Source organism: Ruegeria sp. BG6 (assembly GCF_056538465.1).
Map to the genome: position 1 here is coordinate 142,503 of NZ_JBQFTB010000011.1, position 15,595 is coordinate 158,097.

The following is a 15,595-nucleotide window of genomic DNA, read 5'->3' on the forward strand; positions in this document are numbered from 1 at the left end:
ATGCGCTCTTTGCGACAGTTAGGGGGCAAAAAATGAAAAACCCCCGCGTCCGGGACACGGGGGTTCAGATCAGAAAGCTAGGCTTTCTTATTCTTCGTCAGCAGCCTCTTCAGCGGCAACGCGGGCTTTGTCAGCCGCGCCTTTGGCATCAACGTCACGATCAACGAATTCGATAATCGCCATCGGCGCCATGTCACCATAGCGGAAGCCAGCTTTCAGGATACGGACATAACCGCCCTGACGCTCGGCATAGCGGGGGCCGAGAACTTCGAACAGCTTTGCGACGTCTTTGTCTTCTTTCAGCTGCGAAGCTGCCTGACGGCGGGCGTGCAGGTCGCCGCGCTTGCCCAGAGTGACCAGCTTTTCGATGATCGGGCGCAGTTCTTTTGCCTTCGGCAGAGTAGTTTTGATTTGCTCATGCTCGATGAGCGAGCCAGCCATGTTCGCAAACAGCGCCTTGCGGTGCTCATGTGTACGGTTCAGGCGGCGGTAACCACGTGCGTGACGCATTTTCTAGTTCCTTCTTTCGCGTATTGCTTTGTCTGGCCGGCGATGCGTGTCACCGGCTCTCCTTGGGGCGGAAGTGCCCTTGTTGTCCCCGGTCGTCCGGGCATTGGGGAAGACGCGCTTAGAACGCGTCTTCGAATTTCTTCGCCAGATCTTCGATATTGTCCGGCGGCCAGTCCTCGACATCCATGCCGAGGTGCAGACCCATGCCGGACAGCACTTCTTTGATCTCGTTCAGCGACTTGCGGCCGAAGTTCGGGGTGCGCAGCATCTCGGCTTCGGTCTTCTGGATCAGGTCGCCGATATAGACGATGTTGTCGTTCTTCAGGCAGTTTGCCGAACGGACCGACAGCTCCAGCTCGTCCACTTTCTTCAGCAGCAGCGGGTTGAATTCCAGACCGTCGTCTTCGTCCTGGCGGCCAGCCGATTCCGGCTCGTCGAAGTTGACGAAGATCGACAACTGGTCCTGCAGGATACGCGCGGCAAAGGCCAACGCATCATCCGGAGTGATCGATCCGTCGGTTTCGATCTTCAGGGTCAGCTTGTCGTAGTCCAGAACCTGACCTTCACGAGTCGGCTGAACGTCGTAAGCAACCTTTTTGACCGGCGAATAGATCGCGTCGATCGGGATCAGGCCGATGGGTGCGTCTTCCGGCTTGTTCTTTTCAGCCGAGACGTAGCCCTTGCCGGTGTTGACGGTCAGTTCCATGAACAGGTCGGCGCCATCGTCCAGGTGGCAGATGACGTGATCGCGGTTCAGAACCTCAATGCCGGCGCTTTCGCTGATGTCGCCAGCGGTGACGACAGCGGGGCCTTTGGCATTGATCGACAGGCGCTTGGGGCCTTCGACTTCCATGCGCAGGGCGACCTGCTTGAGGTTCAGGATAATGTCGGTGACGTCTTCACGAACGCCCGCCACGGACGAGAACTCGTGCAATACGTTGTCGATCTGGACGCTGGTGATGGCCGCACCTTGAAGCGAGCTCATCAGGACGCGGCGCAGTGCGTTGCCCAGGGTCAGACCAAAGCCACGCTCCAGCGGTTCGGCAACCAGGGTCGCCTGACGCGCAGGGTCGTTGCCCGGCTTGCCTTCCAGCTGGGTCGGTTTGATCAATTCTGCCCAATTCTTGTGGATCATGTAATCCCTCCATTCCTGTCCGCGCCCCATGACCAACAAGGTGCAGACGCCCGAGGTTCAAAATGACGTGCTGGGGCCGTGCAGAAACACAGCCCCAGCCAAATTCAAAATCGCTTAGACGCGGCGGCGCTTCGGCGGGCGGCAGCCGTTGTGAGCAATCGGTGTCACGTCGCGGATCGACGTGATGTTGAAGCCCACTGCAGCCAGTGCGCGCAGAGCCGATTCACGACCCGAACCGGGGCCCTGAACTTCGACTTCCAGCGTCTTAACGCCGTGTTCCTGCGCCTTCTTGCCTGCGTCTTCCGCAGCCATCTGTGCAGCATACGGTGTCGATTTCCGCGACCCTTTGAAGCCCATGGTACCGGCAGACGACCACGAGATCGCGTTGCCCTGTACGTCCGAGATCAGGATCTTGGTGTTGTTGAAGGTCGAATTCACATGGGCAACGCCCGATGCGATGTTCTTACGCTCTTTGCGCTTAACGCGAGTCTTGTCACGTGCCATCAGTCAGACCCTCCCTTATTTCTTCTTACCAGCGATGGCCTTTGCGGGGCCTTTGCGGGTACGAGCGTTGGTGTGGGTGCGCTGACCGCGAACCGGCAGGTTGCGGCGGTGACGCAGACCGCGGTAGCAGCCCAGGTCCATCAGGCGCTTGACGTTCATCTGAACTTCACGACGCAGGTCACCTTCGACAGTGTAGTTGGCGTCGATGTGTTCGCGGATGGCCAGAACTTCGGCGTCGGACAGTTCATTGACGCGACGGTGCGCTTCGATGCCCACGGCTTCGCAGATGGCCTGCGCCGAGGTGTTTCCGATACCGGTGATATATGTGAGGGCGATTGGTACCCGCTTTGCAGTCGGGATGTTTACGCCGGCAATACGTGCCACGTGTCACTTTCCTTTTCGTTGCGGTTCCGTAACTCCAGAACCTTTTTTCACAACGCTTGACCGTGGCAGTGCCGCCAGAGGGTCCAGCATTATCTGAGGTGGTCGGGGCAAACGGAACGAATCCCGCCTACGGTCTTGATTCCCTATAGGGATGGGGGTCGATATGGGCTTTTGAAGGGGCCGTCAAGCCCCAACCTGAAATCAGCCCAGGATGGCCTCGATCGAGGCTGTCACTTCTTTGATTTCAGCCAGGCCATTGACCGGCCGCAGATCACCCTTGGCATAGTAATAGCCAATCAGCGGCGAGGTCTTTTTGTAGTATTCCATCAGACGCGTACGAAGGCTGTCTTCGTTGTCATCCGCGCGACGCTGGAAATCATTCTCCTTGCCGCAATTGGTGCACTTTCCATCCGCCGGGATCGGTTTGGTGATGTCGTTATAGACTTCGCCACACCCACCGCAGGTCGAGCGTGCCGTGATTCGGGATACCAACGCTTCGTCATCGACGCGCATCTCAATTACGGTGTGCAGCGACTGGCCCAGTTTGGCCAGCAATGCCGACAGCGCATCGGCTTGCGCCAGCGTGCGAGGGAACCCGTCAAAGATGAAACCGGCCCCTGTTTCGGTGGTCAGCTTCTCCTCTATCAGACCAATTACGATCTCATCGGTGACAAGTTTGCCGGCGTCCATGATCGCGGCAACTTTCTTACCCATCTCGGTGCCCGAGGTTTTCGCTTCACGCAGCATATCCCCGGTGCTGAGCTGCACCATGCCGCGTGTCTCGACCAGGTGACGCGCTTGAGTCCCTTTACCTGCCCCGGGGGGGCCAAGAAGAATAATGTTCATCGACGAGATGGTCCCTTCCTGCCGCGTTTCTTGCCTTTGCCGCGCAATTGGGACTTTTCGATAAGCCCTTCGTATTGGTGCGCCAGCAAGTGGCTCTGGACCTGTTGGATCGTGTCCATGGTCACAGAGACGATAATCAGAACCGAGGTGCCGCCAAAATAAAACGGAATGGCGAACTGGCCCCGCAGAATTTCAGGCAGCAGACAGACCGCCGCCAGATAGCCCGAACCCAGTACCAGAACGCGGTTGACCACGTATTCCAGATACTCTGCCGTTTTCTTGCCCGGACGGATGCCAGGAACAAAGCCGTTCTGCTTTTTCAGGTTGTCCGCCACATCGTCCGGTTTGAACGACACGTTGAACGTGTAGAAATATGCGAAGAACACGATCATCGATGCAAAGAACAGCAGGTAGAGCGGTTGCCCGGGGCCAAAATTCGCCAGCAACCACGACATCACAGGACCGCTGGCCGCACCCGACGAGAAGGTCGAGATCGTCACCGGCAGCAGCAGCAGCGAACTTGCGAAGATTGCCGGGATAACGCCGGCCGGGTTCACCTTGACCGGAAGATGGCTGGAACCGCCTTCATAGATCTTCATGCCAGCCTGACGGCGCGGATACTGGATGTGGATCTTGCGCAGGGCCCGTTCCATGAACACCACAAAGGTAATCACGGCGATGACCATCACGATTACACCAATGATCACGGCGGGGCTGATCGCACCGCTGCGTCCGCTGGCAAAGAACTGCGCCAGTGCGGCTGGAACCTCGGCGATGATGCCAACGAAGATGATCAAAGAGATACCGTTGCCGATGCCGCGCGCAGTGATCTGTTCACCCAGCCACATCAGGAACATGGTGCCGCCAACCAGCGTGATCATGGTCGACATACGGAAATAGAGACCCGGATCGGTCGCCAGATCCCCCGATTCCAGCGAAACAGCCAGGCCATAGGCCTGAACCGTGGCCAGCGCCACGGTGCCGAAACGGGTATACTGGTTGATCTTCTTGCGCCCCTGCTCGCCCTCTTTCTTGAGCTGTTCAAGCGCGGGAACCATCGATGTCAGCAGCTGCACGATGATCGAGGCCGAGATGTAGGGCATGATGCCGAGGGCAAAGATGCCCATCCGCCCAAGCGCCCCACCGGTGAACATCGAAACCATGCCGCCGATGCCCTGCCCCGCCTGCTCCATGAACTCGCGCAGCGCCTGACCGTCGATCCCAGGCACCGGAATGAAGGTGCCCAGACGATAGACGATCAGCAAACCCAGCGTGAACAGGATGCGGTTGCGCAGATCGGTGGCTTTGCCAAGGGCAGCCCAGCTTGTGTTGGCTGCCATTTGTTCTGCTGCTGATACCATAAATCGGTCTCTCTTATGAAAACACCGCCCGGAACCGTTTTCCGGCTCGGGCGGCGTCTTGGAAAACTCTGAGGTCTATGTAAGCGGGTCTTTGCCCGCTCACAAGCGCTTACTCTGCCGCAGCGGCTTTTGTGACCGTCAGTGAACCGCCCGCTTTTTCAACTGCCTCGACGGCAGCTTTCGAAGCACCGGTGACTTCCAGGTTCACTTTGGCGCTGATTTCGCCCTTGGCCAGAACACGGATGCCGTCCAGCTTGCGGCGCACCAGACCGGATGCAACCAGTGCGTCCTCGGTGATCGCAGCCTTGGCGTCCAGTTTGCCGGCTTCGACGAACTTCTGGATCAGGCCCAGGTTGATCACGGCGAATTCCTTGCGGTTCGGCTTGCTGAAGCCGCGCTTGGGCAGGCGCTGGTACAGCGGCATCTGGCCGCCTTCGTAGCCATTGATGGCCACACCCGAACGGGATTTCTGGCCTTTGATACCACGGCCACCCATTTTACCTTTGCCGGAACCGGGACCACGGCCAACGCGGGTACGTTTCGGTGTGGCGCCAGGATTGTCGCGCAATTCGTGCAGTTTCATTTCGCTTCTCCTAAGCCGGATGTGGCCCCCGAAGCGTGATGGGCCAAACACGGCATTTCTTGGTTTTGATTCGTATGGCGCAAGGCCACCGCAGGCGTATAGGCCCGTTAATGTCAGTTGGCAAGCCTGCGGGCCGGGTCGGATGTCATTCCTCACCCTCAGCCATTTCGTCCTCAATAACGCCCTTCGGCCTGAGCGGCGCCGCATGTGGATCGATACCATGCTTTTTCACAAGCTGACCCACCAGGCTTTCGGGGTGCGGAATGCCGTTAAACCTGTTGAAGATGAATGACCGCATGCGACGGCCGTAGAAATGGATCGACATCGTCTCATCTGTGATGAATCGCTCGGCACCACCATTGGCCCGGCTCATGACGCGCCGTTCCTTATAAGATACCGGGTAAAGGACTTGGGTGGGAAACGAGAAACGATCCTCGCCATTCTGCTGCAACAGCCAGGTCAGTGCTCGGGGGCCCCAAACGCCCCAGGGCATTTCACCGGCATGTTTGGGGTTGCCGTCCAGGGCATCGCGGATCAGCTCGGCCCGCAGTTTCGACGGCAGCCACGGTGGGATACGATACGGGTTTTCAGTGTAGTCGATCAGATCATAGAGTGTCGGGCTGTCCGGCGGCAGCCTGAGAACACCATTGTTGATCTCATGCGCAGCGAGGCGGCCGTGGAAGTGGCCGTTTTCCGTAGTGAACGGCTTGACACAATACGCATCGGTATCCGCCCAGATCAGATCATGATGCTGCGCCAGCATGCGATAGCGAAACCTGTCCGCGTGTACTGCGGGGCTGCCGGTTCGCTTATGCGTGATGATGTTTTCGTCGGGCATGACCTCCCGCGCATCGCGCCGTTCGGCTCCGTCGGGAATGTTGGGCACATCGCCGTATGTGTAAAGGCGCACGTGCTGGCCAGCATCCAGAAACGATTTGATGCAGAGCTGCTCCAGAAAGCTCAGCGGGCCGTCGACCCACAGCATCCCGATCTGAAATTCCCGCGCCATGACCGGCCTTTCCGTCAAACTGAAACGACCCTTTCAGCACTTGACCTATCCCGCGCGCTTTCGCAACGGGGTTCAGGAAATAACCTGCTCCTGTGGCATACGTGGCTCCCAAAACAAAAGAGGCGCCATAGCGGCGCCTCTGGATCGGGTGGTGCGTGGTCTTACACGCAGTAGGCGTGCTTGCGCGCGATGTCCGCAATGTCGCAACGGCGAATGCCGATATCGTCCAGCTCACGGTTGGTCAGGCGCTGAAGTTCGGCATAGGTCCGGTTGTATTCGGCCGCCTGCGCGCGGGCTGCCTTCACGCGTTCAACGAAGTTTGCGAAGCGGGTGGAGAAGTTGAAACCGTTATGTGTCAGTGTTGCGGTATGTGCCATTTCTGAGTTCCTTTCTGACCGGGGCGCATTCCCCGGAGTTGCTTGTCTTGTTCCTTTTGGGACAAGGCTCAGATAGGCGCAGAGGATAACGCTAACAACGCAAGTTTCGGTCTAGCCGGTATGCGTTTTTGGAATAACCCCCACAGTCACAAAGTATGAGGCGCTAGGTCTCAAAGTTCAAAGTATTTGCTGTAGATAATCAGCCCCGCGAATGGCAAAGTCCAGCAAACTCTAATCAAGGAATTTGACGGAATGAACAGCAAGGGATTGCTACACCGGCACTTTTTGAACAACGGTGAACAGCGCCTGCACAAGTGGCTGCACTATTTTGACATTTACGAGCGCCATTTCGACCGGTTTCGGGATCGACCTATTAAGATTCTGGAAATTGGGGTTCACGGAGGCGGCTCGCTGCGTATGTGGCGTGAGTATTTTCACAGGAATTCGAAAATTGTCGGGATAGACATTAATCCCGAATGCGAAAAACACACCGGTGAAAACATCAATGTACATATCGGCAGCCAGGACGACGAGAGTTTCCTGGCTGAAGTTGCTGACCAATATGAGGGCTTTGACATCGTCATAGACGACGGAAGTCACGTGAACTCTCACGTCATCAAGACGTTTGACACGTTGTACGAGCGTGTTTCCTCCAATGGTGTCTATTTGGTGGAGGACATGCACACCTCTTACTGGCCCAAGTTTGGTGGGGGACTTCGGCGCGAGGGCACATTTATTGAGTTTGCCAAAACGAAAATTGACGAATTGAACGCTCAACATGTCCGAGAGGATTTTGTGGTGACCAACATAACCAGGACTACAGACAGTATAACTTTCTACGACAGCGTGGTCGTCTTTGAACGCCGTCCGCAAGGCAGACGGCAAGCGGTCATTACGCAGTCTATGTAGCGCGAGCCTGATTCAGGTCTCTTTGCGGAAGTAACCACAAACCAAAAGCGCAATAAAAAACGCCCCAAAACCGAAGTCAGGGGCGTTTCAATTCATTCGAAGGTTTCGCGCTTAGCCGCGCTCTTCGACGATCTCTACCAGATGCGGGATCTTGCGGATCATGCCGCGAACCGAAGGGGTATCTTCCAGTTCACGGGTCTTGTGCATCTTGTTCAGGCCCAGACCGATCAGGGTCGCGCGCTGTTCAGCGGGGCGGCGGATCGGGGAACCGACCTGTTTGACGACGATGGTTTTTGCCATGGTTCGCTCTCCTTACGCTTCTGCTTCAGCAGCAGCCGGTGCTTCGTCCCGCTTGGGCAGGATGTCGGCAACCTTTTTGCCACGACGTGCGGCAACCGAACGCGGGCTCTGCTCTTTCTGCAGGCCGTTGATGGTGGCGCGGATCATGTTGTACGGGTTCTGCGAGCCCAACGACTTGGAAACAACGTCCTTAACGCCCAGCATTTCGAACACGGCACGCATCGGACCACCGGCGATGATACCAGTACCTTCAGGTGCGGTACGCATAACCACTTTACCGGCGCCGTGACGACCTTCGATGTCGTGGTGCAGGGTACGACCTTCGCGCAGTTGCACGCGGATCATCTGACGCTTGGCTTGTTCAGTCGCCTTGCGGATGGCTTCAGGTACTTCTTTCGCTTTACCTTTGCCAAAGCCGACGCGGCCTTTCTGATCGCCGACAACCACCAGAGCGGCGAAGCCAAAGCGCTTACCACCTTTTACGGTTTTCGACACGCGGTTGATTGCGACCAGGCGATCTGCAAATTCCGGTGCTTCTTCACGGTCGCGGCCACGGCCCCGACGGTTTTCACGTTCTGCCATTTGGCATCCCTTTTCTCATGTGGCGCATACGGCGCCGTCTTCTTCAATCCAAGTGAGCCCCGACTGTTGCCGAGGCCCCCGGATCATCGGGGCGGATCGAAACCCGCCCGCAAGTCTTAGATCTTCAGACCACCTTCACGCGCGGCGTCGGCAACTGCCTTCACCTTGCCGTGGAACAGGAAGCCACCACGATCGAAATAGGCCTCTTCGACGCCTGCCTTCTTGGCACGCTCGGCGATGGCCGCGCCCACTTTGGTGGCCGCTTCGACGTTGTTCTTGCCAACAACACCCAGGTCTTTTTCCAGGGTCGAGGCCGAGGCCAGGGTCACGCCACGTACGTCGTCGATCAGCTGAACGCTGATGTTCTTGTTCGAACGGTGTACGGACAGACGCGGACGACCCGCGTTGACCTTGCGAAGTTTGTTCCGAACGCGCAGGCGGCGCTTCAGAAACAGGGTTCTTTTGCTGTTTGCCATTGTCTGCGTCCTTACTTCTTCTTGCCTTCCTTGCGGAAGATGAACTCGCCCTTATAGCGGATGCCCTTGCCTTTGTACGGCTCGGGACGGCGCCACTCGCGGATTTTGGCCGCGGTTTCGCCCACCAGCTGCTGGTCGATACCTTCCACAACGATCTCGGTCTGCTTCGGCGCGGTGATGGTGACACCTTCCGGAGCAGTGAAATCAACATCGTGGCTGTAGCCCAGGTTCAGCTTCAGGGTGTTGCCCTGCATCTGAGCCCGGTAACCAACACCCTGGATCTCCAGCTCTTTTTTGAAGCCAGTCGTCACACCGGTTACCAGGTTGGCAACCATGGTGCGGCTCATGCCCCACTGCTGACGGGCACGCTTGGACATGCCACGGGGGTCGATCTTGACCACGTTGTCTTCAACCGACAGCGTCACGTCGTCGGTGGCGGTGAAGCTGCGGGTGCCTTTCGGACCTTTCACTTCGATGGTCTGGCCAGACACAGAGGCGGTAACGCCGCTGGGCAGCTCGACCGGCTTTTTACCAATACGAGACATTGCAGACCTCCTTAGAAGACGGTGCAGAGCACTTCGCCACCAACATTGTTGGAGCGAGCGTTTGCGTCCGACATCACACCTTTCGGAGTGCTGACAATCGACACGCCCAGACCCTGACGGACCTGCGGGATGTCATTGACGCCCATGTATACGCGGCGACCGGGCTTCGAGACCCGCTTCAGTTCGCGAATGACAGGGGTGCCTTCGTAGTACTTCAGGCTGATTTCGATGGCCGGGTGACCGTTTTCACCGGTCGTGTTTTCGTAGCCACGGATGTAACCTTCGTCCGCCAGCACGTCCAGAACCCAACCGCGCAGCTTGGAAGCCGGGGTGGAAACGGTGGACTTGCCGCGCATTTGCGCGTTGCGGATACGGGTGAGCATATCGCCGATAGGATCATTCATATCTATGTCTCCCTTACCAGCTCGATTTCACCATGCCGGGGATCTGACCAGCAGAACCCAGCTCGCGCAGCGCGATACGGCTGACCTTCAGCTTACGGTAGTAAGCGTGGGGACGGCCGGTCAGCTGACAGCGGTTGTGCAGACGGGTCGCCGAGCTGTTGCGCGGCAGTTTCGCCAGTTTCAGACGCGCTTTGAAACGCTCTTCCATTGGGCGGCTCTCGTCATTCGCGATTTCTTTCAGCTCGGCACGCTTTGCGGCATATTTGGCCACCAGGCGTTCGCGCTTTTTCTCGCGTTCGATCATTGCTTTTTTAGCCATGTCTCAATCCTCCCGGCGCTTACGCGTTGAACGGCATGTTGAATGCTTTCAACAGGCTCTTCGCTTCAGCGTCGGTTTTCGCTGTGGTGGCAATTACGATATCCAGGCCCCAGACCTCGTCGACCTTGTCGAAGTCGATTTCCGGGAACACGATGTGCTCTTTCATGCCCATGGCAAAGTTGCCACGACCGTCGAAAGAAGGCTTAACACCGCGGAAGTCACGAACGCGAGGCATCGCGATGGTGATCAGACGATCCAGGAATTCGTACATCCGATCACCGCGCAGGGTCACTTTCGCGCCCAGCGGCATGTCTTCACGGACGCGGAAACCCGCGATCGACTTCTTCGCCTTGGTTGCAACGGCCTGTTGACCAGCAATTGCAGTCAGATCCTCGACAGCAGCTTTCGCTTTCTTCGAGTCTTTGACGGCCTCAGCACCACAACCGATGTTCAGAACGATCTTTTCCAGCTTGGGCAGCTGCATGTCGTTCTTGTAGCCGAACTCTTCCTTCAGAGCGGCACGGATGGTTTCAGCGTACTGAGCTTTCAGACGCGGGGTGTATTTTGCGGAATCAAGCATCGATCACGTCTCCCGTGGTCTTGGCGAAGCGGACCTTCTTGTCACCTTCCATGCGGAAGCCAACGCGGGTTGCTTTACCGTTCTTGTCCAGCAGAGCCAGGTTCGACAGGTCGATCGGGTTTGCCTGGGGCAGACGACCACCTTGCGAGGTTTGCGACTGGCGGGTGTGGCGGATGGCGATGTTGATGCCATCTACAACTGCTTTGCCGGCTTTGGGGTCAACCGAGGAAATGGTTCCCTCTTTGCCCTTGTCCTTGCCGGCCAGCACGACGACCTTGTCGCCTTTGCGGAGTTTGGCAGCCATGATTACAGCACCTCCGGAGCGAGCGAGATGATTTTCATGAAGTTCTTCGCGCGCAGTTCACGAACAACCGGGCCAAAAATACGGGTACCTACGGGCTCGTTGTTGTTGTTCAGGATGACGGCGGCGTTGCGATCAAAGCGGATCGCGGTACCGTCTTCGCGACGGACTTCCTTGGCGGTTCGTACGACGACGGCCTTGCGGACGTCACCTTTCTTTACGCGGCCGCGCGGGATGGCTTCCTTCACCGAGACGACAATGATGTCGCCGACGGAGGCGTATTTACGCTTGGAACCACCCAGGACCTTGATGCACTGAACTCGGCGTGCGCCGGAGTTGTCAGCGACATCCAGATTGGTCTGCATCTGGATCATGTGGTTTCTCCCGACCTGTGGGGGCTGGTCTTGTTAAATCCCCCAGGGTTTCGACAAATGGAAAAATCCCGGAAGCTTACGCTTCCAGAACTTCCCAACGTTTCGTCTTCGATTTCGGCGCGCATTCGATGATGCGGACTGTATCGCCGACCTTGAAGGCGTTCTTTTCGTCATGAGCCCGGTACTTCTTGGACTTACGGACGGTTTTGTGCAGCAGCGGATGCTTGAAGCGACGCTCGACAGATACGGTTACGGTCTGTTCGTTGGCGTCGCTGGTCACGGTGCCTTGCAGGATACGCTTGGGCATCTGATTACTCCTCGGATGCCGCGGCAGCGGCCTTTTCGTTCAGAATGGTTTTGACGCGGGCAGCGTTGCGGCGGGCCGCTTTGATGCCGGCTGTGCTTTCCAACTGACCGGTTGCCTGTTGAAAGCGCAGATTAAAGCTTTCTTTCTTCAGGTTGGCCAGTTCCTCGCGGAGCTGGTCCGGGGTCTTGTCACGCAGTTCTTGGGCGTTCATCGCCTTTTTCCTTTGCTCAAAACACCAGAAGGCCCCGTAAACGGGTCACCTTGGACCTGGTGGATGAATTACAGACATGCGAATCCCCCGACTCAGCCGGGGGACTTGCAGGATGCCGCCGTATAAGGGTTTGAGGGGTGGGTGGCAAGGGAAAGTTTGGCGGGGCATTTAGCGAACAATAGTTGCCGATACGAATTTCGCAAAGGCCAAGATTCAAGGCGATTGAATCTCTCCACCATCACAGTCCTGCCCGAACGCCCTAGGCGCGCAAAATTGACCTGAAACGCCATCTTACCTATAGTTCGAACTCCATTATTCATGTGTTTGTGTTTTAAGGTGTGTATTCATGGCATCGAGTAAGTTCCGCCAAACATCGCTTGGTAAATTCCTTGTTCTTTCTACGTTTGTTCTGGTTTCTGGTTGCGGCGTACCCACAGCTCAACTGACAAAGCAAGACGTTGCCCAACTGTCTGACAGCGACCTGTGTGGACGATACGCTTACTCGGTAAAGATTCGAGAAGTGGTTCCTATATTGGACGCTGAACGCAGAAAGCGCCGTTTGTCGTGCAGCAGTCAATTGGACTCGACAGTAGGTGATTGCTCGAAAATGCAGATCACCTCCTACGGCCCGGTCGATGCTGCACGCGGACAAGGGAATGTATACACCGTTCGAAACAGTTCTCAGAAACCACGTAGGTTCCGTATTTACCACGCGGGAATTTCTTCTTCAGAATTCAAGATACGCTCGAATTCCACCCAGGAGTTTGGCGTAGGAACGAGCACATTGGTCGCCACCATCGGCGCTTCGTCTTCAGGAGGCGGAGGGCCGGAGTTGTATGGGTGCCAAGCGCTATAGCGCGGCCCGCGCACTATCCGACACTGCGCATTACTTAGATTTTTGTTTTATTGTAGGTCCTAGTGCGAATCCAGATTTCCTCTTGATTAACGAGGTCACTATGAAATCAAAACATTCATTAATAGCCACCATCGCCATGGTGATCTCCGCGACGGTCGTTTCTGCCGCCCCCGATGGCAAATGGACCCTGACCATCAATTCCAGCCGTCCATGGCAAATGGACGTCGCAGTGAAAAACAACACGCCGCAGGTCCTGTCCGCGCATGGCATAACACCCGAGGGCATCGTGGTTCGAAAGGCGACCGATGACCGGCTTCAGTTCGACGCGACAATTGCAAAACAGGGCAGTTGCTCTTCGGGCAGCGTCATGAAATTCAACCTGAAGTTCAAAAACGGTGCGTATCATTCCGGTTCCGTGAACGGTAACTGTATCGGTTTCCCCAGATTTCGCGCGCGCCTCACCACAAAATAGCTTCTTTGAGATCGCCACTGATCACAAATGCTTCCGCAACACGAGATTTTTCGACGAATAATCTCGGGCGGGCACAAAGCAAAAAAGGGCGTCCCGAAGGACGCCCTTTCCGTTCGATTTTTCGCTTGCGCGAATTATTCGATGATCTTCGACACTATGCCAGCGCCGATGCGGCGGCAGCCTTAACTGATGGCGAAACGCAGACCGTTTTCCATCGCGATCGGCGCGATCAGCTCAAAGCCTCAGTTTCTCGCGAAAAACTTATGTTAGTTCCGCACAAGCCATGGGGTTTCGAGCTTCATGCCTTGATAAACCGCATGCAAAAAAAGGTGCGCGATTACGGGATCATTGGAAAACGGCGAGAATTGCAGATTGCCTTCCCTGATACCGTCTTCGGCCTCATAGACAACCTCGTCCCCCTTTATGGTCACAAGTACTTCAAGTTCGGCCAGCTTCTCGGGATCAACAGCAGTTGGATCGTCGGACAAAATGACGAAATCGGCGACTTTTTCAACTTCGATTGAGCCCTTCTGATCTTCTTCGAAATGTTGCCAGGCGGGCCAAATTGTCATGGCTTTCAACGCAGTCATCACATCAACCCTCTGGTGCGGCCCAAGAATGTCACCAGACCGTGTTCGACGTGTAACCGTCGCCGCAAGGACACGCATACTGTTCGGAAAGGCGACCGGGGCATCGTGATGCGTGCCGAACATCATGTCCCGCTCATGCAGCCACCCTGTTGGAGAGATATTGTCGGCATTCACTGGACCGACTGTGTGTTCCCGGTGCCAATCACCCCAGTAGAATGTGTGCATAGGGAAAAGCGTCGGGAACACTCCTAACCGTTTTATGCTGGCAACCTGGTCCTCTCGCAGAAACTGACCGTGAACCAGAACAGGGCGGTTGCCCGGATTCCCATACTTGATTTGCGCCTCTTCGAGGGCCGCAATCAGCATGTCAGATGCCCCTTCACCGTTGGAATGCACGAAGATCTGGAAACCGTTCTCGAAACACCAGTTCACGGCATCCTGGAGTTGCTCCATCGTGATGGCGGCGTATCCTACATACCCAGCTGCATAGTTGCCAACCGGATCGTAATAGGGTCGGTCCCGCAAAGCCGTGAAGCCCTGCGGCGATCCGTCAATTGTCAGCTTGCAGCCACCTACCCGAACCCGGTTGTTATAATCTGCCGAGGTGTTTGCGCCAATATACTCCCTCGACTCAAGAACATCTGGAAACGCGACAACGTCGATAGGAAGCCCTTCTTCTGCGGCAACTTTCTTGAGAGCTTCGACTATTTCACCCGATGACCGGCCTTCTTGCCCGGTCGTGTATCCAAACTTTGCCCAAAGTTTGGTTCCGGCTCGGGCAAAAGCCGCCAGACCTTCCTCGCCCAGATTCCCCAAAATCGGCACCAGAACCGAAAAGAACGCGTATTCTTCCAGAACACCATTTGGTTCCCCGGCCTCATCGCGTTGAATGACCCCACCCGGAGGAGCCTCTGAGGCGGCTGTGATGCCTGCCAACTCCAGGGCTTTCGAGTTTGCCACCCCCAGGTGCCCGGACTGATGAATAATGACGACTGGCAGGTCCTCGGACACCATGTCCAACTCCTGCCGCGTAGGGTGGCGCAGTTCCTTTAGTTGCGCATTGTCGTAACCAAAGCCGATGATCATTTTGACCTTTTCAACAGCCTGCGCATTCTCCTCGGCCCAGTCGGTCAGTGTGGATTGCAGACTGGCGATATCAGTGACTTCCCCGTCCGGTGGCGCAAGAAGGTTGGCGGACAAAGCCTGCACACCCCCCAAAACGACATGCCCGTGGCTGTCGACGAAACCTGGAAGCATCGCGCGCCCTTCCAGATCATAGGTTTCGGTTTCTTCACCCTGATGCGCCGACAAGTCAGACAGCGACCCAACGGCAAGAATGCGCCCGTCTTTAACTGCGACAGCTTGGGCGGACGGAGCCGTATCGTTCATCGTTACGATGGGCCCTCCGAGATAGATCTTATCCGCAATCTGTTGTGAAGACGCTGAGGTAGATGAGAAAACAACTGCTGCGACAAGACAAAATGAACGCGCCGAAAAATGCATCTTATGACTCTTTCTAATTGCAATGTCTCAATACGAAAGAAGTTAGCATTACAGAAGGCTTAGCAAAAACAAAAAAAGGGCGTCCCGTGGGACGCCCTTTCCGTAGCTTTTCGCAGATGCGAATTACTCGATGATTTTCGACACAACGCCGGCGCCG

Annotated in this window: 23 protein-coding genes; 2 read left to right on the forward strand and 21 right to left on the reverse strand. The window is 56.4% G+C overall.

Annotated features, from left to right (window positions below; translation table 11 throughout):
- Positions 1 to 87: 87 nt before the first annotated feature.
- The 9 genes from rplQ to ACR0JW_RS17990 all read right to left on the reverse strand — a co-directional run bounded on the left by rplQ (position 88) and on the right by ACR0JW_RS17990 (position 6,709).
- Complete coding sequence (rplQ, locus tag ACR0JW_RS17950; protein WP_170613748.1) at positions 88 to 510, reverse strand: 50S ribosomal protein L17; 423 nt, start codon at positions 508 to 510, stop codon at positions 88 to 90.
- Positions 511 to 628: 118 nt separating this feature from the next.
- Positions 629 to 1,645 (reverse strand): DNA-directed RNA polymerase subunit alpha, encoded by a 1,017-nt coding sequence (locus ACR0JW_RS17955; RefSeq protein WP_170678545.1) that lies wholly within the window; start codon positions 1,643 to 1,645, stop codon positions 629 to 631.
- Positions 1,646 to 1,759: 114 nt separating this feature from the next.
- Positions 1,760 to 2,149 (reverse strand): 30S ribosomal protein S11, encoded by a 390-nt coding sequence (gene rpsK / locus ACR0JW_RS17960; protein ID WP_008757289.1) that lies wholly within the window; start codon positions 2,147 to 2,149, stop codon positions 1,760 to 1,762.
- Between the two features lie 15 nt (positions 2,150 to 2,164).
- A complete protein-coding gene (gene rpsM / locus ACR0JW_RS17965) occupies positions 2,165 to 2,533 on the reverse strand; it encodes a 30S ribosomal protein S13 (protein ID WP_170613752.1) in 369 nt (122 codons plus the stop codon).
- A gap of 201 nt (positions 2,534 to 2,734) precedes the next feature.
- Complete coding sequence (locus tag ACR0JW_RS17970; protein ID WP_170613754.1) at positions 2,735 to 3,379, reverse strand: adenylate kinase; 645 nt, start codon at positions 3,377 to 3,379, stop codon at positions 2,735 to 2,737.
- Positions 3,376 to 4,740, reverse strand: a complete 1,365-nt coding sequence (secY, locus tag ACR0JW_RS17975) for a preprotein translocase subunit SecY (RefSeq protein WP_170613756.1) — start codon at positions 4,738 to 4,740, stop codon at positions 3,376 to 3,378. The genes ACR0JW_RS17970 and secY overlap by 4 nt, the downstream gene beginning before the upstream one ends.
- A 109-nt stretch (positions 4,741 to 4,849) precedes the next feature.
- Positions 4,850 to 5,323 (reverse strand): 50S ribosomal protein L15, encoded by a 474-nt coding sequence (gene rplO / locus ACR0JW_RS17980; RefSeq protein WP_170613758.1) that lies wholly within the window; start codon positions 5,321 to 5,323, stop codon positions 4,850 to 4,852.
- Between the two features lie 145 nt (positions 5,324 to 5,468).
- Positions 5,469 to 6,332: a hypothetical protein gene (locus tag ACR0JW_RS17985; protein WP_170678547.1), complete on the reverse strand. Its 864-nt coding sequence runs from the start codon at positions 6,330 to 6,332 to the stop codon at positions 5,469 to 5,471.
- Positions 6,333 to 6,493: 161 nt separating this feature from the next.
- Positions 6,494 to 6,709 (reverse strand): DUF1127 domain-containing protein, encoded by a 216-nt coding sequence (locus tag ACR0JW_RS17990; RefSeq protein ID WP_170678549.1) that lies wholly within the window; start codon positions 6,707 to 6,709, stop codon positions 6,494 to 6,496.
- Between the two features lie 252 nt (positions 6,710 to 6,961).
- On the opposite strand from ACR0JW_RS17990, the gene ACR0JW_RS17995 reads away from it, so the two are divergent.
- A complete protein-coding gene (locus tag ACR0JW_RS17995; protein ID WP_170678551.1) occupies positions 6,962 to 7,618 on the forward strand; it encodes a class I SAM-dependent methyltransferase in 657 nt (218 codons plus the stop codon).
- Positions 7,619 to 7,729: 111 nt separating this feature from the next.
- Here ACR0JW_RS17995 and rpmD read toward each other — a convergent pair whose 3' ends face one another.
- The 11 genes from rpmD to rpmC all read right to left on the reverse strand — a co-directional run bounded on the left by rpmD (position 7,730) and on the right by rpmC (position 12,017).
- The gene (gene rpmD, locus ACR0JW_RS18000; RefSeq protein WP_170613764.1) at positions 7,730 to 7,918 is read right to left on the reverse strand and encodes a 50S ribosomal protein L30; all 189 of its coding nucleotides are present in this window, start codon (positions 7,916 to 7,918) and stop codon (positions 7,730 to 7,732) included.
- A 12-nt stretch (positions 7,919 to 7,930) separates the two neighbouring features.
- Positions 7,931 to 8,500 carry a 30S ribosomal protein S5 gene (gene rpsE, locus ACR0JW_RS18005; RefSeq protein ID WP_155148691.1) on the reverse strand — a complete coding sequence of 190 codons (570 nt, stop codon included), beginning with the start codon at positions 8,498 to 8,500 and terminating at the stop codon, positions 7,931 to 7,933.
- A gap of 116 nt (positions 8,501 to 8,616) precedes the next feature.
- Complete coding sequence (gene rplR / locus ACR0JW_RS18010) at positions 8,617 to 8,976, reverse strand: 50S ribosomal protein L18 (protein ID WP_010437103.1); 360 nt, start codon at positions 8,974 to 8,976, stop codon at positions 8,617 to 8,619.
- Between the two features lie 11 nt (positions 8,977 to 8,987).
- Positions 8,988 to 9,521 carry a 50S ribosomal protein L6 gene (rplF, locus tag ACR0JW_RS18015; RefSeq protein WP_170467582.1) on the reverse strand — a complete coding sequence of 178 codons (534 nt, stop codon included), beginning with the start codon at positions 9,519 to 9,521 and terminating at the stop codon, positions 8,988 to 8,990.
- An 11-nt stretch (positions 9,522 to 9,532) separates the two neighbouring features.
- Positions 9,533 to 9,925 (reverse strand): 30S ribosomal protein S8, encoded by a 393-nt coding sequence (gene rpsH, locus ACR0JW_RS18020; protein ID WP_155148687.1) that lies wholly within the window; start codon positions 9,923 to 9,925, stop codon positions 9,533 to 9,535.
- Between the two features lie 13 nt (positions 9,926 to 9,938).
- The gene (gene rpsN / locus ACR0JW_RS18025) at positions 9,939 to 10,244 is read right to left on the reverse strand and encodes a 30S ribosomal protein S14 (protein WP_068340744.1); all 306 of its coding nucleotides are present in this window, start codon (positions 10,242 to 10,244) and stop codon (positions 9,939 to 9,941) included.
- A gap of 19 nt (positions 10,245 to 10,263) precedes the next feature.
- On the reverse strand, positions 10,264 to 10,824 hold the full coding sequence (gene rplE, locus ACR0JW_RS18030; protein WP_170613766.1) for a 50S ribosomal protein L5: 561 nt from the start codon (positions 10,822 to 10,824) through the stop codon (positions 10,264 to 10,266).
- Positions 10,817 to 11,128 (reverse strand): 50S ribosomal protein L24, encoded by a 312-nt coding sequence (gene rplX / locus ACR0JW_RS18035; RefSeq protein WP_039523375.1) that lies wholly within the window; start codon positions 11,126 to 11,128, stop codon positions 10,817 to 10,819. The genes rplE and rplX overlap by 8 nt, the downstream gene beginning before the upstream one ends.
- A 2-nt stretch (positions 11,129 to 11,130) precedes the next feature.
- Positions 11,131 to 11,499: a 50S ribosomal protein L14 gene (gene rplN / locus ACR0JW_RS18040; RefSeq protein ID WP_005621870.1), complete on the reverse strand. Its 369-nt coding sequence runs from the start codon at positions 11,497 to 11,499 to the stop codon at positions 11,131 to 11,133.
- 76 nt (positions 11,500 to 11,575) lie between these two features.
- Positions 11,576 to 11,806: a 30S ribosomal protein S17 gene (rpsQ, locus tag ACR0JW_RS18045; protein WP_170613768.1), complete on the reverse strand. Its 231-nt coding sequence runs from the start codon at positions 11,804 to 11,806 to the stop codon at positions 11,576 to 11,578.
- Positions 11,807 to 11,810: 4 nt separating this feature from the next.
- The gene (gene rpmC, locus ACR0JW_RS18050) at positions 11,811 to 12,017 is read right to left on the reverse strand and encodes a 50S ribosomal protein L29 (RefSeq protein ID WP_037311745.1); all 207 of its coding nucleotides are present in this window, start codon (positions 12,015 to 12,017) and stop codon (positions 11,811 to 11,813) included.
- 836 nt (positions 12,018 to 12,853) lie between these two features.
- Here rpmC and ACR0JW_RS18055 point away from each other — a divergent pair.
- Positions 12,854 to 13,345: a hypothetical protein gene (locus tag ACR0JW_RS18055; RefSeq protein WP_170678553.1), complete on the forward strand. Its 492-nt coding sequence runs from the start codon at positions 12,854 to 12,856 to the stop codon at positions 13,343 to 13,345.
- Positions 13,346 to 13,611: 266 nt separating this feature from the next.
- Here ACR0JW_RS18055 and ACR0JW_RS18060 read toward each other — a convergent pair whose 3' ends face one another.
- A complete protein-coding gene (locus ACR0JW_RS18060; RefSeq protein ID WP_480714266.1) occupies positions 13,612 to 15,324 on the reverse strand; it encodes an amidohydrolase in 1,713 nt (570 codons plus the stop codon).
- Positions 15,325 to 15,595 lie beyond the last annotated feature (271 nt).